This is a genomic window from Glaciihabitans sp. dw_435 (assembly GCF_018449675.1).
Classification (GTDB): domain Bacteria; phylum Actinomycetota; class Actinomycetes; order Actinomycetales; family Microbacteriaceae; genus Glaciihabitans.
Genome location: NZ_JAAVUZ010000002.1, coordinates 308505 through 328832, shown reverse-complemented (window position 1 = coordinate 328832; position 20328 = coordinate 308505). Strand labels below are relative to the sequence as shown.

Annotated in this window: 17 protein-coding genes and 1 riboswitch; of the genes, 3 read left to right on the top strand and 14 right to left on the bottom strand. The window is 67.7% G+C overall.

The window, feature by feature from the left end:
• Positions 1-2 precede the first annotated feature (2 nt).
• The 4 genes from HB677_RS04325 to HB677_RS04310 form a co-directional block, all read right to left on the bottom strand.
• Entirely contained in the window at positions 3-1103 is a 1101-nt protein-coding gene (locus HB677_RS04325; protein WP_213814437.1) for an ABC transporter permease, read from the bottom strand.
• The gene (locus HB677_RS04320; protein WP_213814436.1) at positions 1100-2653 is read right to left on the bottom strand and encodes an ABC transporter ATP-binding protein; all 1554 of its coding nucleotides are present in this window, start codon (positions 2651-2653) and stop codon (positions 1100-1102) included. The genes HB677_RS04325 and HB677_RS04320 overlap by 4 nt, the downstream gene beginning before the upstream one ends.
• A 104-nt stretch (positions 2654-2757) precedes the next feature.
• The gene (locus tag HB677_RS04315) at positions 2758-3795 is read right to left on the bottom strand and encodes a BMP family protein (RefSeq protein WP_213814435.1); all 1038 of its coding nucleotides are present in this window, start codon (positions 3793-3795) and stop codon (positions 2758-2760) included.
• A 300-nt stretch (positions 3796-4095) separates the two neighbouring features.
• Positions 4096-4662 (bottom strand): TetR/AcrR family transcriptional regulator, encoded by a 567-nt coding sequence (locus tag HB677_RS04310; protein WP_213814434.1) that lies wholly within the window; start codon positions 4660-4662, stop codon positions 4096-4098.
• Between the two features lie 120 nt (positions 4663-4782).
• On the opposite strand from HB677_RS04310, the gene HB677_RS04305 reads away from it, so the two are divergent.
• Positions 4783-5676, top strand: a complete 894-nt coding sequence (locus HB677_RS04305; protein ID WP_213814433.1) for an SDR family oxidoreductase — start codon at positions 4783-4785, stop codon at positions 5674-5676.
• A gap of 9 nt (positions 5677-5685) precedes the next feature.
• Here HB677_RS04305 and HB677_RS04300 read toward each other — a convergent pair whose 3' ends face one another.
• The gene (locus HB677_RS04300) at positions 5686-6567 is read right to left on the bottom strand and encodes a ribokinase (protein WP_213814432.1); all 882 of its coding nucleotides are present in this window, start codon (positions 6565-6567) and stop codon (positions 5686-5688) included.
• Between the two features lie 67 nt (positions 6568-6634).
• On the opposite strand from HB677_RS04300, the gene HB677_RS04295 reads away from it, so the two are divergent.
• The gene (locus tag HB677_RS04295) at positions 6635-7054 is read left to right on the top strand and encodes a GNAT family N-acetyltransferase (RefSeq protein WP_307852472.1); all 420 of its coding nucleotides are present in this window, start codon (positions 6635-6637) and stop codon (positions 7052-7054) included.
• A 701-nt stretch (positions 7055-7755) separates the two neighbouring features.
• Here HB677_RS04295 and HB677_RS04290 read toward each other — a convergent pair.
• The 9 genes from HB677_RS04290 to HB677_RS04250 form a co-directional block, all read right to left on the bottom strand.
• Positions 7756-9174: an MFS transporter gene (locus tag HB677_RS04290; RefSeq protein WP_213814430.1), complete on the bottom strand. Its 1419-nt coding sequence runs from the start codon at positions 9172-9174 to the stop codon at positions 7756-7758.
• A gap of 171 nt (positions 9175-9345) precedes the next feature.
• On the bottom strand, positions 9346-9819 hold the full coding sequence (gene ribH, locus HB677_RS04285) for a 6,7-dimethyl-8-ribityllumazine synthase (RefSeq protein ID WP_213814429.1): 474 nt from the start codon (positions 9817-9819) through the stop codon (positions 9346-9348).
• Entirely contained in the window at positions 9816-11102 is a 1287-nt protein-coding gene (gene ribA / locus HB677_RS04280) for a GTP cyclohydrolase II (RefSeq protein ID WP_213814428.1), read from the bottom strand. The genes ribH and ribA overlap by 4 nt, the downstream gene beginning before the upstream one ends.
• Positions 11099-11752, bottom strand: a complete 654-nt coding sequence (locus HB677_RS04275; protein ID WP_213814427.1) for a riboflavin synthase — start codon at positions 11750-11752, stop codon at positions 11099-11101. Before HB677_RS04275 ends, ribA begins: the two co-directional genes overlap by 4 nt.
• 2 nt (positions 11753-11754) lie before the next feature.
• Entirely contained in the window at positions 11755-12891 is a 1137-nt protein-coding gene (ribD, locus tag HB677_RS04270) for a bifunctional diaminohydroxyphosphoribosylaminopyrimidine deaminase/5-amino-6-(5-phosphoribosylamino)uracil reductase RibD (RefSeq protein WP_255546167.1), read from the bottom strand.
• A 74-nt stretch (positions 12892-12965) separates the two neighbouring features.
• A riboswitch (FMN riboswitch) is annotated at positions 12966-13100 on the bottom strand.
• Positions 13101-13204: 104 nt separating this feature from the next.
• Positions 13205-14602 (bottom strand): GNAT family N-acetyltransferase, encoded by a 1398-nt coding sequence (locus HB677_RS04265; RefSeq protein ID WP_213814426.1) that lies wholly within the window; start codon positions 14600-14602, stop codon positions 13205-13207.
• 3 nt (positions 14603-14605) lie between these two features.
• Positions 14606-15613, bottom strand: coding sequence for a tryptophan--tRNA ligase (gene trpS, locus HB677_RS04260; protein WP_213814425.1), 1008 nt, complete (start codon positions 15611-15613; stop codon positions 14606-14608).
• Positions 15614-15770: 157 nt separating this feature from the next.
• A complete protein-coding gene (locus HB677_RS04255; protein ID WP_213814424.1) occupies positions 15771-16631 on the bottom strand; it encodes an exodeoxyribonuclease III in 861 nt (286 codons plus the stop codon).
• Positions 16632-16803: 172 nt separating this feature from the next.
• Positions 16804-17868, bottom strand: coding sequence for a YihY/virulence factor BrkB family protein (locus HB677_RS04250; RefSeq protein ID WP_213814423.1), 1065 nt, complete (start codon positions 17866-17868; stop codon positions 16804-16806).
• A gap of 333 nt (positions 17869-18201) precedes the next feature.
• On the opposite strand from HB677_RS04250, the gene HB677_RS04245 reads away from it, so the two are divergent.
• On the top strand, positions 18202-20103 hold the full coding sequence (locus HB677_RS04245) for an HNH endonuclease signature motif containing protein (protein WP_213814422.1): 1902 nt from the start codon (positions 18202-18204) through the stop codon (positions 20101-20103).
• Positions 20104-20328 lie beyond the last annotated feature (225 nt).

Below are 20328 nucleotides of genomic sequence, written 5' to 3'. Positions count from 1 at the left end.
GCTTACTCCTCACCCTCTGCGGTGCGCGACGGTCTGCGCAGGGTGCGGAAGGCGGTGTACGCGATGACAAGCAGAACCGTGAGGTACTGCACGATCGTGACGAGGGAGGCGGGAACGCCGACGCTTGTCTCCATCGAGGCGCCGCCCGCGGACAGCGCACCGAAGAACAGCGCCGCGAAAAGTGCACCGAGGGGGCTGCTGCGCCCGAGCAGGGCAACGACGATGGCTGTGTAGCCGTAACCGGGAGAGAGGTTGACGATCATCTTTCCCTGCACGCCGGCGACCTGCACCATGCCGGCGAGTCCGGCGAGGGCACCGCTGGCGAGGAAGACGGAGATGAAGATGCGCCGCACCGGGAGCCCCGCGCTGCGGGCGGCGACGGGGTTGAGTCCCGTCGCGATGAGCTGGAATCCGCCGACCCTGCGGCGCAGGAACAGGTGGGCGGCGATGGCCACGACCACCGCAAGGATGATGCCGACGTGCAGCGTGGTTCCGGGGAGCAGGGCGGGCAGCAGCCCCGACGACGTCAGCGGCGCGGTCTGCGCGAGCGGGCTGGCGGGATCCTTGGCGGGACCGTTCAGCAGGTACGACACGAGGTAGGTGGCGACGTAGGTGAGCATGATGGTCGTGAGAGTTTCGGATGCCCCGAGGTAGACCTTCAACAGCGCCGCGATGCCTGCCCACGCGGCCCCGGCGATCATCGCGGCGATGGCCATTCCGAGCAGGGTCACGATGGAGGGCGCCGTGCCGAGCGCCTGGCCAACGAGGGCCGCGGCCATTCCTCCGAGGAGGAATTGGCCCTCCGCACCGACGTTGAAGATGCCACCCCGGAAACACAGCGCGATGCCGACACCGATGAGGGCGAGCGGGGTTGCCTCGATGAGCGTGTCTGCCACGTGCTGGGTGGTGCCGAAGGCGCCGTTGACGAGTGCCGCGTAGGCGTCGAACGGGTTGACCCCGGCGACGACCATGAGCACGCCACCGACGATGAAGGCAAGCAGGATGGCGACAGGGATCGTCCAGAATTCGACGCCACCGGTCACGCGCACCACGGTGGTGCGCCAGGCGGCGGGCTTCGAGGAGGTTGCTGGTGTCTGGCTCATGCGGCCTGTCCCGCCATATTCATTCCGATGGTGCCGAGGTCAACGTCGGCGCGGTCGTAGGTGGCCAGGAGCGCGCCGGAGTAGATCACGGCGACACGGCTGGCGAGGGCAAGTACTTCGTCGAGCTCGGTAGAAATCAGCACCACGGCGCATCCGCTTGCCGCAAGCTCAAGAATCTGGCGGTGAATGTTCTCGACGGCGCCGAGGTCCACACCGCGGGTGGGCTGCGAGACGATCAACACACGCGGGGACCTGGTGACTGCCCGGGCGAGGAGCACCTTCTGCTGGTTTCCACCGGAAAGCTCGCGCACCGCCTGGTCGGGGCCGCTGCAGCGGATGTCGAACTCGGAGATGATCCGGAGCGCGTTCTCGCGGACGGCCGCGCGGTCGAGGGTGCCGCGCTTGCTGAGCGGAGCGATGCCGACGGTCTCCATCGCCAGGTTGTCGGCGATGCTGAGGTCGAGGATCAGCCCGGTGCTCTGGCGGTCCTCCGGAACGTGGGCAATGCCGCTGGTGATGCGGGCGGCGACTCCGAGCGAGGAAATGTCGGTGCCGTCCAGTTCCAGCGACCCCGCGCTCGCGCGGCGCACGCCGCTGAGCACATCGGCGAGCTCGCTCTGTCCGTTGCCATCGACGCCGGCGATGCCGAAGATTTCGCCGGGCTGCACGGAGAAGCTGATCGAGTCGAGGGTGGTGTGTCCGCGCCGGTCGGTGACGCTGAGGCCGTGAAGTTCGAGCCGGGGGACTGCTTCGAGCCGGGGACGCACGGTCGCGGTTGCGTTATAGACGGCGGGGGCGGTGTCGCGTCCGATCATTGCCGACGTGAGGGTCGCGTCGTCGGTCTGATCGAGACTGAATGTGCTGATGCTCTTGCCGTGGCGCAGGACCGTGACACGGTCGGCGATCGCCCGGATCTCGCGGAGCTTGTGCGAGATGAAGATGATGGAAGTGCCCTGTTCGGTGAGCGAGCGCAACAGCTCGAGCAGGGAATCGGTCTCGCCGGGGGTGAGCACGGCGGTGGGCTCATCGAGGATGAGAATATTCGCGCCGCGGTACAGCGTCTTGAGGATCTCGACGCGCTGCTGCTGACCGATCGACAGGTCGGAGACGCGCGCGTTCGGGTCGAGGGCGAGTCCGTGCTGCTCGGAGAGGGCGCGCAGCTCGCGACCCACGCGAGCGATATTGGGGAAGAACCGGCCGGCGGACTTCAGCCCGAGGCTCACGTTCTCAGCAACCGTCATGGTCTTCACGAGCATGAAGTGCTGGTGAACCATGCCGATGCCCGCGGCGGAGGAGTCCGCGACCGAGTGGAAGGTGGTGGGGGTTCCCGAGAGGAACAGCGTGCCCTCGTCGGGCTGCAACAGGCCGGCGAGTACGCGCATCAGCGTGGTCTTGCCCGCGCCGTTCTCGCCGAGCAGGGCGTGAATCTCGCCCGGCTTCAGGTCGAACGACACACGATCGTTGGCGACGACGCTCCCGAAGCGCACAGTGCTGTCCTGCACGCGCAGGATCGGTTCGGCCGCAGCGTTCTGCGTGGATGAGAGTGTCAACGCGTCGTCCTTCGGTTCGGGAGCGGGTGGTGCAGGGAGGTGAGTGTGCCCCGCGTCATCCGCTCTCCCACATTCGGGACAGCGGATGACGCGGGCCGAGCCGATTAGTCGACGGTGGAGACGTCGTACGGCACCGTGAAGCTGCCGTCCTTGATCTGCGCTTCGCGCTCGAGGACCGTCTTCATCACGTCGGCGGGAACCTTGGACTCGAGACCGTGGAAGTCCGCGAGGCCGATGGAGCCCTCCTTGATGCCGTAGCTGTAGTTCTTGTTCGTCCAGCTGCCGTCCTGAACCGCCTTGGCGATATCGGTGAAGAGCGGGGAGACATCCCAGGTGACCGAGGTGAGAACCGTCTGCGGGCCGAGGAAGTTCTGGTCCGTTAGGGCGCCGATGGCGTAGGCCTTGCCGGCGATCGCGCCGTCGATCGTGCCGACGGTCTGGGCGCTGAGAACCTGTGCGCCCTTCTGGATCTGAGCGAGAGCCGCTTCCTTCGCCTTGGGCGGGTCGTAGAAGCTGCCGATGAAGGAGTGGAGAACGGTGGCCTTGGCGTTGATGTCCTTGGCGCCGGCCTCGTACGCGTGGAGGTTAGCGAGGAGGTTCGGGGTCTGGATGGCGCTGACCCAGCCGACGGTTCCGTCGGTCGAGGTGCCGGCGGCGAGCATGCCCGCGAGGTAGGCACCCTGGTAGTCGGGGTTGTCGTAGGTGCCGACGTTGGAGGCGTTGCTGGTGGCGGTTCCGGCCATGAACACCGTGTCCGGGAACTCCTTGGCAACCTTCAGCGTGGCGTCACCGAACGAGAAGCTGTGCGCGATGATCAGCTGGTAGCCCTCGGAGGCGAAGTTGCGAATGGTGCGCTCCGCGTTCGCGTCGCTCACGTTCTCGGCGAAGGCAACCTTGGCGCCGACGGACTTGCCCGCGGCCTCTGCGGCTTCGTACCCGACCTGGTTGAAGTCGTGGTCGGTCGTGGGGCCGGACAGCACGATGGCGATCTTGAGGTCCTTGACCGGGGTGCGTGCGGCGGACGTCGCGGTGCCGGTGCTCGTTGCCGAGTCGGTGGAGACGGCCGTCGAGCAGGCTGCGGTCAGTGACACGACCGCCGCAATGCCGACGACCGCAAGCGCGTGTCGTAGTCGAAACTTCATGAAGAGCTCCTAGCTGTGGATCTGGCCGAGGGTTCACGGTCAGTGTGAATGTGGGTGCGCCGCGGGCGACAGAACGCGGGCGTGGGAGCCCGCGATTCGATGACCTAAGTCAAACACGCCGCGTGTTGCATAGCTCTGGTCGCTGGCTCCAAGGATTCGGATGACCCGGGCGCAGGTTTCAGGTCGATTCACCGAAGCCTGTACCCACAGTTACCCGGGCGACCCCGTGCGTTCACACTCTCGGAGGATCGCACAACGATCGCCGGGGTAGACCGCGCGGTCTTTTGTGGGGACGGTGCGTCAGGGGGCGGCGGTAATGGCGGCCAGCTCGGCGAGTGCCTGGTGTACGTGGTCGCCGAAGGCCTGCGGGTTCGACGGGAGGATCCAGCGCTGGAAGGAGATCGTGAAGATGCCGACGCAGAGGTCCGCGGTGACGCTCGCGGCCAGCTCGCCGAGGCCGCGCGTGCGGAGGGCTGCGGCGACCGCCGTGGTGAGTTTCGCCATCTTCATGAGCTCGCGCTCCATCAGCGGGGTGTTCGCGCTGATGATGGACTGGCGCAGCACGGCGCCCGCGCGGCGTTCGTCGAAGAGCGGGCCTGCCGCTTCGAGGGCCGCGGTGATGGCCTGCAGCGGAGTCGCGTCGGCGGGCGCATCGATGATCGTCGTGGTGAAGAGGTCGACCAGCGACTCGGACCCGAAGAACAACACCTCCCGCTTATCGGCGAAATGGCGGAAGAAGGTGCGCTCGGTGAGACCCGCGCGTTCGGCAATGTCGGCGACGGTGGTCTGCTCGAAGCCGCGCTCGGCGTAGAGCTCGAAGGCAGCCTGCTGCATTCGTCCGAGCGCGCCCGGCTCCCATCGACCCATGTCGTCAGTCTACATGATGACAGTGGCTGACATTGGTGTTAGCGTGTGATGACAGCGGCTGACATTGCACAGCTCGGCGCACACCGCGACGGGCACGGTCGCTCTTCTGGAGGAAATTCCATGCGTGTTTTTGTCACCGGTGCGTCCGGTTTCATCGGTTCCGCGGTTGTCGCGGAGCTTCTCGCCGCGGGTCACGAGGTCACCGGGCTTGCCCGCTCGGACGCGTCCGCTGCCGCCATCACCGCGTCGGGTGCGCAGGTGCTTCGCGGTTCTCTCGACGACCTCGAGGGGCTGCGGGCGGGGGCGGATACCTCGGACGGAGTCATCCACCTCGCCTACAACCACGACTTCTCGCAGTACCTCACCGCCGGCGAGACGGACAGACTCGCCATCGAGGCGATGGGGTCGGCGCTGGCCGGGACCGACCGTCCGTTGGTGATCGCGTCGGGAGTGTTGGGGCTGAATCCCGGACGGCTCGCGCTGGAGACGGATGGCGCGAACCTGACGCCGGCCGATGCGCCGCGGATCGCCGGTGCGCAGGCAACGCTCGCGCTCGCCGGGAGCGGTGTTCGGTCGTCCATCGTGCGACTGGCGCCGTCGGTGCACAACAGGGACAAGGAGGGGTTCATGGGCCTCATTGTCGACACCGCGAAGGCGAAGGGTGTTGCCGCGTACATCGGCGATGGGGCCAACCGCTGGCCGGCGGTGCACGTTCTCGATGCTGCGCACCTCTTCGTGCTGGCCCTCGAGAAGGCTCCCGCCGGCTCCATCCTGCACGGTGTGGGGGAGGAGGGCGTGCGGTTGCGTGATGTGGCCGAGGTCATCGGCCGCCACCTCGATGTGCCGGTGGTGTCGCTTCCGGCGTCCGAGGCGGGGGAGCATTTCGCTTGGATGGGCGCGTTCATCGGTGCCGATGCGCCGGCCTCAAGCGCTGCGACACAGGAGCTGGTGGGTTGGACGCCCTCGCATCCGGGGTTGCTCGATGATCTCGAGCACGGTCACTTCTTCGAATAACCGGGATTGCTAGGCCGGCGGCTGGGCCCCGAGGTGCTGCACCGCGAGGGCACCGGCCGCCACTCCGGCGTCGACGGCGTCGGACAGATCGCTGCCCAGCGCAAGGGCCGCGGCGAGGGCTCCGACGAACGCGTCGCCCGCGCCGGTGGTGTCGACGACGGTGACTTTCTGTGCCGGCCGATGGACCAATCCCAGATCGTCGGCGAGGACCACGCCATCCCCGCCGAGGGTGATGACCACCGAGCGGCTGCCCGCCGAGAGTTCGCGCGCTGCGTCGACAGCCGCGTCCTTCGAGTCGACGGCGTGCCCGACGAGGGCTGCTGCCTCGGACTCGTTGACCACGAGCGGGTCGCACAGGGCGAGGAGTTCGGTGGGCAAGGGCTGTGATGGGGAGAGGTTCAGCACGATGCGCGCTCCCCGCTCCGAGGCGGCAGTTGCCGACGCCGTCACCACGTCGAGCGGGATCTCGAGCTGCGCCAGCACGATGGTGCCGGGCTCAACGAGCGAGGACACCAGGGCGGACGTGGCATCCGCTTCCAACCGCCCATTGGCGCCCGCCGCGACGACGATGGTGTTCTCTCCGTCCGCGGCGACGGTGATTAGGGCTACGCCGGTCGGGGCATCCGCCCGCTGCTGAACATGCGTGACGTCGACGCCCGCGGCGGTGAGCTCGGCGAGGAGGTCGTGCCCGGTCGAGTCGTCGCCGACGGCGGACACGAAGACCGGGGTGACGCCGGAGCGCGCGGCGGAGACAGCCTGGTTCGCCCCCTTGCCGCCGGTTCCGCTGAGGATGTCGCCGCCGAGCACCGTTTCGCCGGGCACCGGGTGACGATCAACCACCACCGTGAAGTCGCGATTGGCGGAGCCGAGAACGATGAGGGGTGTGGTCACGGCGGCGTGCTCCTTGGTGCTTCGGGTGCGGGTGCGGATGGGCATCGCCAGCGTACAAGAATGGGGTGTGAGCTACTCGACTGACGCCGACCCGACCCGCATCGACTTCGAGGCGGTGTGGCAGTTTCTGTCCACCGAGGCGTACTGGAGTCGATGGCGTACGCGCGAGAACGTGCGTGATCAGATCGCGGCGGCGTGGCGCGTCATCGGTGTCTACGACGACGCGACCGGCGCACAGGTCGGCTTCGCGCGCGCGGTCTCGGATGGGGTGACCGACGCCTACCTCGCCGACGTGTTCGTTCTGCCCGCGCACCGTGGTCACGGCCTCGGCAAGCGCATTGTCTCCGCGATGATCGAGGAGGGCCCGGGCGCGAAGTTCCGCTGGGTGCTCTTCACCGGAGACGCCCACGGCCTGTACGAGCAGTTCGGATTCGCCGCCCCCGACGAGAGGGCGATGGTGCGGCCGGGCAAGTTTCTCGTGAGCTGAGCGCGCCGGCTGACCGCGGGCTGAGCCCGTCCCGCCTGACTGAGCTGAAGGCGCCCCGCCCGACCGCAGTCTGAGCGCGCCCGACCGACCGCGGGCCGCACCTCGTTCGTGCGACCGCGTTTCCGTTTTGACCGCGGAGGAAATCGCGCTCCTGAGACGTTTCACCCCGCCTGATCTAACCGAATCTCCTCCCTCAGTGAAATTCGGCACCCGAGGCGGACGGACGGATGCCTCCGCCAGCGCCCCAAGCCACCTCGCTTGCGTCCCTGGCCACCTCGCATGCGTCGCTGGCTACCTCGCCTAAGCCCCCTTGCCTCGTCGCAGTGCCCCAGTCGCGTCGCCTGCGACTCTTGACACTTCTCTAGATGAGGAATTGGCGGCGACACAGCGCCCCTGAGTCCTCACGAAGAGTCAAAAAGCCGGGATCTCCGCATCTGGCGAAATGGCTTGGCGTGAGTGCACTCGCACGACGGCGATGGCTCGGCGCGTAGGCGCTGGTACAACCGTGGTGGTCGGGGCGGCGTGAGTGCGGCGGCACGGCGCTGCCGCCCGGCGCGGGACGCCCGGGGACAGCGAAACGGCCCGGGCGGTGTGCCCGGGAACAGCGAAACGGCCCGGGCGGTGTGCCCGGGCCGTTCGGCGGTGCTGTGGTGCAGGTGCTGTGACGCGGGCGAACCGGAGCGGTCCGCCGATAGAGCAGGTTAGAGCAGCGCCTCGACCGGCACCGACGTGTTGGTCTCGTAGTCGACGTTCTTCGTCTCCTTGCTGATGCGCAGCGCGATCAGCGTAAGGACAGCCATGACGCTGAGGTAGAGGCCGACGAGCCAGGTGCTTCCGTCCGCGGCCTGCCACAGGGCAACGGCGATGAACGGGGCGACGGCGGCACCGAGGATGCTGGACACGTTGTAGCTGATGGCCGATCCGGTGTACCGCACGTTGGTCGGGAAGAGCTCAGGCAGTTGCGCGCCCATCGGCCCGAAGGTGAGACCCATGAGCGTGAAGCCGATGATGAGCAGCGCCATCACACCAACCTGGCCGGCGCCGAACAGCGGCACGAAGAGCAGACCGAAGATGATGATGCCGACGGTGACCCAGGTGAGCATCTTGCGACGGCCGTACTTCTCGGCGAGCGGTCCGGAGACCAGCGTGAAGATACCGAAGAACACGACGCCGATGATCAGCATGATGAGGAAGTCGTTGCGGGTGTAGCCGAGTCCGGGAACGAACGCCGCGGCTGCCGCGTCCGTGAGGGGCGCGCCCTTGGCGATGGCGGCAGCCTTGGCCGCCTCCAGCGAGGCAGCAGTGGTGCCGAAGGTCAGCGTGAACGTGGTCATCAGGTAGAAGAGCACGTAGGTGGCAAGCATGATGAACGTTCCGAGGATGAGCTCACGCCAGCTGATCTTGAAGACACGGGCGAGGGGCAGCTTGGCGACCTCGCCGCTGTCGACGACCTTCTGGAATGCGGGGGTCTCGACGAGCTTGAGACGCACGTACAGTCCGACGATGACGAGGACGGCACTCACCAGGAACGGGATACGCCAGCCCCACGCGATAAACGCCTCGGGGGACAGCGTGAGGTTGAGCACGAGGAACAGCACGTTCGCGATGATGAAGCCGATCGGTGCACCCAGCTGCGGGAAGGTGCCGTAGATGGCGCGCTTTCCCTTGGGTGCGTTCTCGGTCGCGAGCAGCGCGGCGCCGCTCCACTCGCCGCCGAGGCCGAGGCCCTGGCAGAAACGCAGAATCACGAGCAGGGTCGGAGCGAGAACCTGCCATCCCGGGGTCAGTGCGGTGGGCAGTGCGCCGATGAGGACGGTCGCGATTCCCATCGTGAGAAGGGATGCCACGAGCGTGCCCTTGCGGCCGATCCGGTCACCAAAGTGCCCGAAGATGATCGACCCAATCGGACGGGCGACGAATGCCGCGCCGAACACGGCGAACGAGCTGAGCAGCGCGCTGGCGGCGTTCTGGCTCGGGAAGAACAGGGACGGGAAGACGAGAACCGCTGCCGTCGCGTACGCGTAGAAGTCGTAGAACTCGATGGACGTACCGATAAGGCTGGCGATGATCACCCGCCCACGGGTATTGGTGGTCGCGGCTGGCGCTGCTGCTGAAGACATGGTGAAAGGTGCTCCGGAGGAGAGAGGAAGAGAAGGCAGAGCGTCGCGAGTTCGAACCAACACCGGTAAGCGCGATGGGAACTCGAGCGACACTGCCGAGAAGGAGAGGGGTCCGCTTGTGGCGAACCCCTCTACCTTACGCTGTGTTTCGGGCGTGTGAACGTATGTTGACTATTGCCCGCGAATGGATCGCAGGAGCACGGCGGTGGCGACGGCGGCCTGGGCGGCCTCGGCTCCCTTGTCTTCCTTCGATCCGGGCAGCCCGGCGCGATCAAGCCCCTGCTGCTCGTCGTCGAGCGTGAGCACGCCAAAGCCGACGGGTTTGCCGGTGAGGATGCTCACCTGCGTGAGACCGCTGGTCGCGGCATCCGACACGTATTCAAAGTGCGGGGTGCCTCCGCGGATGATGACGCCCAGCGCCACGACGGCATCGGCGCCCGCTTCCAACGCGGCTTTCGAGGCAACCGGAAGCTCGAAGCTCCCCGGCACGCGCACCTCGGTCACTTCGACGTTCGCCTCCGCGAGGGCGCGGCGCGCACCGGCGAGCAGCCCGTCGGTGATGACCTCGTGCCAGGAGCCGGCGACGATTGTGATGCGCAGCCCCGTGCCATCCGTCTTGATATCGGGAATTCCGTCGCCGCTCATGCCGTGAGTCCTTGTCTGTTGTTCGCGAGTACTTCGCTGTCGAGAGTTCTGTCGTCGGGAAGAATGTGGCCCATGCGGTCACGCTTGGCCTCGAGGTAGGCCTCGTTGAACTCGCCCACCCCGACGATCAGCGGCACCTGCTCGACGACACGGATACCGCGCTCCTCGAGCTGGCTAATCTTGTCGGGATTGTTGGTGATGAGGCGGATGTCACTGAGCCCGAGATCCTCGAGGATGGCGACGGCTGCACCGTACTCACGGCCATCGGCGGGGAACCCGAGCGCGAGGTTGGCGTCGATCGTGTCGAGGCCCTCCTCCTGCAGCTTGTAGGCGCGGAGCTTGTTGATGAGGCCGATGCCGCGTCCCTCCTGCCCGCGCATGTAGATGACGACACCGCCATCGCGCTGGATCGCCTCGAGCGCGGCGTCGAGCTGCGGCCCGCACTCGCACTTCTCGGACCCGAACGCCTCGCCGGTCAGACACTCCGAGTGCACGCGCACGAGCGCGCCATCGCCGGGCGTGCCCGAGATCACCGCGAGGTGGTCGGCACCCGTCATGCGGTCGCGGTACGCGCGAAAACGGAACGGGCCGTACTCGGTCGGGATGGTCGTCTCGACTTCGAAGATGACCCGGGATGTCTCGGGCAGCGGTGCGGCCGGAAGTGGGGCATCCCCGTGGGTCTCCTGCAGGTACGCGATCAGGGCTTCGATCGTGATGACCGGTACCCCGTCGCGCTCGCCGAGGGCGATGAGGGCCGGGAGACGCATCATCTCGCCGTCGTCACCGACGATCTCGCTGATGGCGCCGACCGGAACGAGCCCCGCGAGCTTCATCAGGTCGACGGTCGCCTCGGTGTGTCCGCCGCGTTCGCGCACGCCACCCTCGACGGCGCGCAGGGGGAGGATGTGGCCGGGCCGGTTGAGGCTCGACGGAACGGAGTTGACGTCGGCGAGCACCCGCAGGGTGTGAGCGCGATCGGCGGCGCTGATGCCCGTGCTGAGACGGTCCGCCGCATCGACGCTCACGGTGTACGCGGTGCCGAGCGGGTCCTGGTTGTCGATGACCATGAGCGGAAGCTCGAGCCGGTCGGCGATCTCGTTCGTCATCGGCGCGCAGATGAACCCGGACGAGTTGCGCACCATCCAGGCGATCCACTCCTGCGAGGCGAGCGCGGCGGAGATGAGAACGTCCCCCTCGTTTTCGCGGCTCTCATCGTCAGCGACGATGATCGGGCGCCCCGAGCGGAGAGCTGCGAGCGCTGTGGGGATATCGGCGAGACTCATGACTGAATCCATTCGTTGGTACTGGTTGCTGCGGCTGGCGTGATGGCGGCGAAGTGGGTCATCCGCTCGACATGGCGGGCCAGAATGTCCGTCTCGATGTTGGCGGCGTCACCCACCTGTTTGAAGCCAAGGGTCGTCACGGCGAGCGTCTCGGGGATGAGCGACACCTCGAACCAGGCGTTCGGCTCCTCGGGGGCGCTGACCGCGCTGACGGTGAGGGAGATGCCATCGATCGCGATGGACCCCTTGCTCGTGACGAGCGGTGCGTGCTCGGGATCGAGGGTGAACCGCAGCACGCGCCACGCTCCGCCCTGCTCGATGCTGAGCAGCGTGCTGGTGCCGTCGATGTGGCCCTGCACGATGTGGCCGCCGATGCGGTCGCCGACCTGCGCGGCACGCTCGAGGTTGACCCGCACGCCGGGCTGCGGGTTCTTGAGGGTGCTCATCGCGATGGTCTCGGCCATGACGTCGGCGGTGAACCAGTCGGGTCCCTGGTCGATGACCGTGAGGCAGACGCCGTTGACCGAGATCGAGTCGCCGTGCTTCGCGTCCGTGACCGCGAGCGGGCCGCGCACGGTGATGCGGGCGGCGTCGGTGGAGGGCGACCAGCTCACGACTTCGCCGAGCTCTTCGATGATTCCGGTGAACATGGTTACCTCTTTTGGTTGAGCGGAGTGGTGGAGAAGGTGGAGGGGAGAGTGGATGACCCTGCGACCGGGTTCACCGCGGCCGCGACCGGTCGCGCGGTGATGAGCAGGTCGTTGCCGAGCTGCTCGACGCCGACGAGGTCGAGTCGCTTCTGCGCGGTGATGGTGGGGATCCCGAGGTCGCCGATCGCGAGGCCGGGTCCACCGAGCAGCGTGGGGGCCAGGTAGACCGAGACCTCGTCGACGAGGCCGGCCGCGATCAGGGCGCTGGCGAGCCGCGGGCCACCCTCGACGAAGGCGCGGCGGTATCCGCGATCGAACAGTCCCGAGAGCACGGCGCCGAGGTCACGGGTCCGCGCCTGGATGAGCCCGGCCGGGTGGGTTCGGAGTTTGGCGTCGTTCGGGATGTCCCGTTCGCCGATCACCACCGGAACCGGCTGGTGCTCCATGAGTTCGCCGGCATCTCCGCGGGCTGTCAGCGACGGGTCATCCGCCAGCACCGTTCCCGTGCCGACGAGAATGACGTCGCTGGCCTCGCGTTGTTCGTGCACGCGCTGGCGTGCGGCCGTGCCGGTGATCCACTGGCTGGAGCCGTCGGCGGCGGCGGCGCGACCGTCGAGCGTCGACGCCCACTTGACCGTGACGAAGGGGCGGCGCAGGCGCACGGCGGTGAGCCAGACCCGCAAAAACTCCTCCGCCTCGGCGGCGAGGACGCCCCCGGTGACGGGGATGCCCGCCTCGATGAGACGCGCGGCGCCGCCGGAGGAGGCGATGCCGGGGTCGGAGACGGCGAAGTAGACGGCGGAGACGCCGGCGGCGATCAGCGCCTCCGAGCAGGGCCCGGTGTGGCCGGTGTGGTTGCAGGGTTCGAGGGTGACGACGGCGCTGAGTCCCCGCGCATCCGGGACGGTGACGACGGTGCCATCGGCGGCCGTGACTTCACGGGTTGCCAGTTTCGACAGCGCGTCGACCTCGGCGTGGGGTGTGCCCACCCCGCGGTGCCAGCCCTCGGCGACCGTGTGCCCCGAGGCATCCAGCAGCACGCAGCCGACCTGGGGGTTCACGCCGATGGCGGGTCCGCGCGAGGCGAGATCGAGGGCGTGGCGCATGGCCGTCTCGATGTCGGTGCCTGGGGTGTTCATCCGGTCCTCGTCTGGTTACGACGGACTCCGGGGGTGGGTCAAGAAAGACCTGTTGCAGGGCAATTGCCATACAACACGTGCGCCTCCCATCCGGACTTTAACCGTCGGTCTTGGAGTTTCACCAAGTCAACCGCTGCGGATCTTGCGACCCACGGCAGCTCGCGGACTGTAACCGCCGGTTCGGATTCTCACCGACCCCGGAGCACGTTCTACTACTGATTATATGTAACGCGTCGTGACGCTCACTATTCCGCGGCGCCCGCCGGCGCCCGTCGCGACATTCTTCGTAACGTGCGGGCGGGGCGTCGGTCCGTCAGGAGGCTGGTGCGACGATGGCGCGCAGCTCGCGCAGGGAGTGAATGACACGGACACCGGATGCCCCGGCCGCCGTGTTCTCGTCGTCCGTGGCATCCGCTGTCCGATCCAGCCACACACCCGTGAGCCCCGCATTGGCGGCCCCGATCGCGTCGGTGCGCAGGCGGTCACCGACGTAGAGCGCCTGGGCGGCGCGGACACCGAACTCGCGGCACGCGTGGGCGAAGATGCGCGGGTCTGGTTTGGCGTACCCAAGTTCGCCCGAGGTGATGACGTGCTCGAACCAGGCGGTGATGCCGACGCCGTCGAGTTTGGACTGCTGGAAGTGGAGGTCGCCGTTGGTGATGATCCCCAGCCGCACGGCCGGATGCAGCTCGCTGAGCTCGGTGAGGCAGTCGAGAGTGTCGTCGTGCAGCGTCCACGCCCGCTGGTATTCGACGAGGTAAGCGTCGAACCAGGCGTCGGCAACGCGGTCATCGGCGAGCGTGATGCCGAAGGGCTCCACGAATGCGCGGGAGCGGGCGCGACGCTGCCCGAGGTAGTCGAGTTCGCCGCTGAGGTAGCGGTGGTAGTGCAGTTCCTCGAGGGCGTGCCAGCGCGCGAGCTCGGCGACGGCATCGGCCGCGGCGATGCGTCCGCCGAGGGCCTCGCGGTGCGCGGTGACCCCGATGGCGACGGCCCTGCGGTGCGCGAAGAGGGTGTCATCGAGATCGAAGAGCACCACGGATACGCGAGGTGAAGTGCTGCCGCCACCACCGCCGACCTTGCTGCCGCCGACCTCGACCCCGCTGTCCTCGACCCCGCCGACCTCGCCGCCGGCCGGCCGCGTGTACTCCGGCCACGTGGCCGCACTTGAGTCCGCAAACGCCGGCACCGAGTCATCCACATGCAAGGCGCCATGCCAGCCGGGTGGGAAGGAGCCATCTCGGAACTGCAGTGTGCTTGGCCCCTCGCCCGTGAAGCGAAAGCCGCTCTTGCGCGCGGTGGTGGCCGAGGCGGTGTTGCCCGCGACGCACTCCCACAGGATTTCGCGCACGCCCTGGCCGAACACCCACCGGGTGACCGCGCCGAGGGCTTCGGGCATGTAGCCCTGACCGCGGTGCTCGGCGCCGAGCCAGAAACCGACGTCGCTTCCGCCGGTGCGGTAGCTGACGATCCCCATCAACGGGCCGCCCTCGTGGGTGCGGATCGCCCAGATGTACTCGCGCTTCGTGGCCCATCCGTTCGGAACGAACTTGCGCAGGAAGAACTCAGCGTCCGCCGGCGTGTACGGCCACGGCAGCGTCAGCACCTTCTCGAACAGGGGGTCCTGACAGTGGGCGACGACCGCCGGGGCGTCCGTCATCACCGGGCTGTCGAGCCACAGCCGTGGTGTCTGGAGGACAACGGGTTTCATCGGTCAGCTGCGGGGGATCAGCCCGATGCGCTCGTAGACGGTGGCGAGCATCGGGGCAGCGATGGCTTCCGCGCGGTCGGCGTTCGTCGCCAGGATCCGGTCGAGCTCGGCCGGGTCATCCAGCAATTCCAGCGTGCGCTCGCGAATCGGGGCGAAGGTCTCGACGACGGCCTCGGCGACAGCGCCCTTCAGGTCGCCATAGCCACGACCGGCGAACTCGTCCTCGAGGGTCGGGATCGCGCTGCCGGTGAACGACGACAGGATGGTCAACAGGTTGGAGACGCCGGGCTTGTTCTCCCGGTCGAAGCGCACCTCGCGGTCGTCGTCGGTCACGGCCGACTTGATCTTCTTAGCGGTGACCTTCGGGTCGTCGAGCAACCACACGACACCGGCATCCGATGCCGCCGACTTGCTCATCTTCGACGTCGGGTTCTGCAGGTCGTAGATGCGCGCCGATTCCTTCATGATGGTGGCCTCGGGCACGACGAAGGTCTCCCCGAACCGCGAGTTGAAGCGCACCGCCAGGTCGCGCGTGAGCTCGATGTGCTGGCGCTGGTCGTCGCCGACCGGCACCGACGTGGTGCTGTACAGCAGGATGTCGGCGGCCATCAGCGTCGGGTAGGCGAACAGGCCCACCGAGGCGCTGTCGGTTCCCTGCTTGGCGGCCTTGTCTTTGAACTGGGTCATGCGGCTGGCCTCGCCGAATCCGGTGATGGTGTTAAGGATCCAGGCAAGCTGCGAGTGCGCCGGCACGTGGGACTGCACGAACAGGATCGACTTCTCGGGATCGATGCCCGCGGCAATGTACTGTGCGGCGGTGCGACGGGTCTGGGCGGCGAGCGATGCCGGATCCTGCGGGACCGTCAGCGCGTGCAGGTCGACGACGCAGAAGACCGCGTCGTTGGTGAGCTGGAGCTCCTTCCACTGCAGCAGCGCGCCGATGTAGTTACCGATCTGGAGAGAATCGGCGGACGGCTGCATACCGGAAAAGAGGCGGGGCTGAGTGCTCATGGGAACAGTCTTTCAGTAGTTCGGCTTGTGCGAAGCGGATGCCCCACCGCGAGGCATCCCGAATCGGAACGTCCGCGGTACCGCACGAAGCAGCTAAGCACCCCGGGCGGGGTTGCTGCTGCGCTGCTGCGTGTGGGGCTGCTGCTAACGGGAGTGACTACAGGTCGTAGTCAACGACGACGGGAGTGTGGTCGCTCCAGCGCTTGTCGTGGGACTCGGCACGGTCGACGGTGTACTTCGCGACGGTGGCGGCGAGGGCGGGCGTGGCCATCTGGTAGTCGATACGCCAGCCGGTGTCGTTGTCGAACGCCTGGCCACGCCAGCTCCACCAGGTGAAGGGGCCGTCGACCTCGCCGGACTGCTGGCGGCCGATGTCGATCCAGCCGAGGCCGGCACCGGTCGATCCGTCGACACCCGTGACCTCTTCGCCCAGCGGGCCAAAGAAGCGGTCGAAGTAGGCACGCTCGGTGGGCAGGAAGCCGGCGCGCTTCACGTTGCCCTTCCAGTTCCTGATGTCGAGTTCGCGGTGACCGACGTTGAGGTCACCCATCACCACCGCGTATTCGCTGTGGGCGGCGAGCTCGGGGAGGCGCTTCGTCATCGCGTCGAGGAACTTGTACTTCTCGACCTGCTTCGGCGTATCGACCTCGCCCGAGTGCACGTAGGTGCTCACGACCGTGACGATCTTGCCGTTGACCTCGTAGTCGGCCTCGAGCCAGCGACCGGCGCTGTCGAAGTCTTCGTCGCCGAGCTCGACCCGGTGAATCGTGGGACCCTCGCCGTGCGCTCCAGCTCGGCTGGCAATCGCGACGCCGGCGCGGCCCTTGGCGGTGGCGGCGTCGTGCAGGATGTCCCAGTCCGGCCCGAGCAGGCCCTGCAGGTCTTCGGTCGAGGCACGCACCTCCTGAATCGCGAGGATGTCGACGTCGCGCGTCGCCAGCCAGTCACCCATTCCCTTGCGGAACGCGGCGCGCACGCCGTTGGTGTTAATGGTCGCAATACGGAGGGGCTTTGCCATGAGAAAAGTTTACCGAGTACCTCCGACCTTGAAGACGAGGGGCGGATGCCTCGGGCTCGCCGCACCCCGTCACGCAGAACCGCACCGCGGCAGAACCGCACCGCGGCAGAACCGCACCGCGCCGCGACCGCCTCGCGACCGTGCCCGACCGTCGCGAGTCGCGCCCGTATCGCTACTGCTTCTCTGCGCGTTTCTTCCGCCGGAACAGCCGCGCGAGCCCGCGGGGGCGGGCGGCGGCGTCCTCGTCCGCTTTCCTCTGTGATTCGAGGGCCGCCTCGGCGGCGAGACGCTCGACTTCGGCAAGGCGGGCCGCTTCCGCCTTGCGATCGAAGGGGATCCCGGCATCCGTCATCCCGACCGCAATCCACTCGGCGGAAATCAGGATCACCTGACAGGTCAGGTTGAACCAGATGAGCAGACCAATGATCACCGCAAAGGAGGCAAGGAGAGGGTTGTTCGTGGCGCCGCCGAGCAGCACGCTTCCCAGAGCCTTGAGCACACCGAGTCCGATGCCGCCCAGCAGGGCACCGCCCGCGAGCCTACGGAACGGAATCTGGATCCCCGCGACGAAACGGAAGAACGCCGCCAGCACGATGGTGTCGAGACCCAGAACGATCAGCAGACCGACGATACGCACGATGACGATGCCGGCGATGGAATTGTCGGGGTCGATCGACACCCATCCGAAGACCACGTCGAGGGCGGAGGTGCTGAGAACCGACATCGCGGCGGACACGAGCAGGGCGACACCGAAGCCGAGCCCGAGCCCGAGGTCCTTGAGCTTGAGGAGGATGAAGTTCGTCTTGGGCGCCCCGAGGCCGAACATGGTGCGCACGGAATCACGGCCGGACGCCAGCCACCCGAGCGCGGTGAAGAACAAACCGCCGAGGGCGATTGCGCCGGTCCAGCTGAGCACGCCGGTCTCCAGCAGGGTCTTCGTGTCGATGGCTCCGGTGCCGTCTCCCGTGTCGAGAAGCCCCGGCACCGAGGTGCTGATCAGGGCGAAGAGCGAGTCCTGCAGCGGCTTGTTGGCCTCCAGGAAGAGCCCGATCACCGAGAACACCACCCAGATGGCGGCGAACACGGCAAAGATCGCCTGGTATGCCAGACCGCTCGCGAGGATGGGGCCGCGCCGGGAGCCGTATTCGGTGAACACGCGCACCGGCTTCAGCTTCACAACACGGGCAACGATGGCGGAAACGCGGGCGGTAACCCTGGCGAGGGGAGCGGGCGACATGCGGTCAGCCTAGCCAAGAGCGCCGCCCGCCCGTGCCCGGCTGCCCGCCCGCGTGTGCTTGCCCGCGTGCCCGGCCGCACGCCCGCGTGTGCCTGCCTGCCCGCGTGTGCCCGGCCGGCCGGCCCCACGCGTGTGCCCGCCCGCGTGTGCCCTGCCCTGCCCTCCGCGCAGGCGTTCGCCCGGGGCATCCACCCGCTTCCCCTCTTTCCCTCTTCGCCACTGCCGTATCACTCCATCGCCGCATCAGCCCGGCGCGGTTTTCCACAGGCGGGGTTATGCACAGATCCCCGTTCTCGCCGGGACGGCATCCGCAACGTCGGTGACACTCGTTTCATGACAGCGGATGCGAACCCTCTGAACCGGCAGATCCTGTCATCGGCGGGCGCGGTCGCGGATGTCGCGGTCTCCCTCACCTCTCTCAGCGAAATGGATGACTCGCGGCTCCGCACCGCGCTCGACACCGTCAGTGCGCACCGCCGCACCATCGACCTCGTCGCCGCCCGCATCGCGGGGGAAATTGCGCGCCGATCCCACCACGACCTGGGCTACGCCGGTCTCGCCCAGCGGGAGGGATTCCGCACTCCCGAGGCCCTCATCCAGTCCCACACCGGCTTGCAGGATTACGCCGCCGGAACACTCATCGATGTCGGAACCCTCCTCAGCGAGGTCGACGACATCGAAAAGCTCGCCGCCATCGATCCCGACTCCGCCCAATCACTGCTCGCTGACTCCGCCTGGAAGTCCACCCTCGCCACGGCCCTCATCGACGGCGCCGTCTCGCTGGACGGCGCCAACGCCATCCGTCGGGGCATCGGCGTACCCGATCACGGCGTGAGTGTGGAACAGGTGGATGCCGCGTGCGCCACTCTCCTCGAGGACGCCACCGGGGTCAACACCGCCGGTGTCCGACTCACCCCAGACGAACTGTTCCGCGCGGCCCGCCGCTACCGCGAGGAGATGGACGTGCTCGCCGTCGCCCGCCGCGAGAAGCACCAAGCCGACCAGGAATATCTCAAGGCGCATCGCCGTGCCGACGGCATGGTTGCCATTCACGGACTGCTCACCCCCGAGAACGGCGGATACCTCCTCGGCGTGCTTGACCAGGGCACAAACCCGCGACGCGGGGGACCCCGCATGGCGGACGACGCCCAGAAGGAACACGCGCAGCGCATCATCGACGATCCCCGGTCGAACGCGCAAATCAATGTCGAGACGCTCATCGTTGCTGTGCGAGCAGGCGTCGCGGCTGACAGGTCTCGCCTCCGCGGGCGAGCCCCCGCGGTGCGGGTCGTCACCACTGCCGACACAGTAGCGACCCGCACCGTCGTGCCTGTCAGCTCGCCTGGCGGTCCCACCCAGACCGAGTCCGGCGAGCCCCAGGCCCCCACTCACGCCGGCCCGATTCGGCGCGACCCCGCTGACCTCGGTCCCCAGCCGGAGTCAGCAGGCCTCGAGGCAACACCGCCGAACAGCGACCTGACCGATAGCGTCCCGCTGACCGCGGTTCCAACGACCGTGGTTCCAACGACCGCCGTTCCGACGACCGCCGCCCCGCCGAACGCCGCTCAGCCGGACACCGCACCGTCGGGTGTCGTTCAGCCGGACACCGCACCGTCGGGTGTCGCCCAGCCGAACACCGCACCGTCGGGTGTCGTCCAGCCAGACACCGCACCGTCGGGTGTCGCCCAACCGAACGCCCTCCGGCCGCGCTCCGCCCACCTGGAAGAGTCGGGTGACCCGGTTTCCCTCCAGACCCTCGAACGCCTCATTTGCGACGGCGCCACGGTCAACGTGTCCATCGATCCCAGCGGTCAGGTCGTCGCCTTTGGAACCGAACAGCGGCTCTTCACATCGCGCCAGCGAGTTGCGCTCGCCGTTCGGGACGGTGGATGTCGCGTCCAGGGGTGCTCTCGGCCACCCTCATGGTGTGAGGCGCATCACGTCGAGTGGTACAAACGCGACAAGGGTAAGACCGAGATCGCCAACGGAATCCTGCTCTGCCGACATCACCACATGCTGATTCACAACAACGGATGGGAGATCATCCGCGACGGTGGAACCTATTGGTTGCGGCCACCAGCATCCGTCGACCCCGCGCGGAAGCTCCGCCCCATGCCGAGCAAGAACCCCATCATCACGGCGATCCAAGCTTCCAATCGAAGTGCGCGGTCGACCGCCGAGCCGACCGCCGAGCCGACCGCCGAGCCGGCGCCGCCGACCGAGCCGAAGTCGTAGCCCGAGCCAAAGTCGTAGCCCGGGCCGACGGCTCTGATGGGGCAGCCGCCACCAACGGAACCGACGACCGGACTCCCGTCACCGACCGGCCCGGCTCGGTGCCGCCGGTTAGCTTCGGAGACCAAGCCGACATAACCGACCTAGCCGACGTCAGCCGCCACATCCGTCACGCCACCATCACACGCAAAGCGCCCGAGGACCGTCGCACGGTCGCGACCGACGATG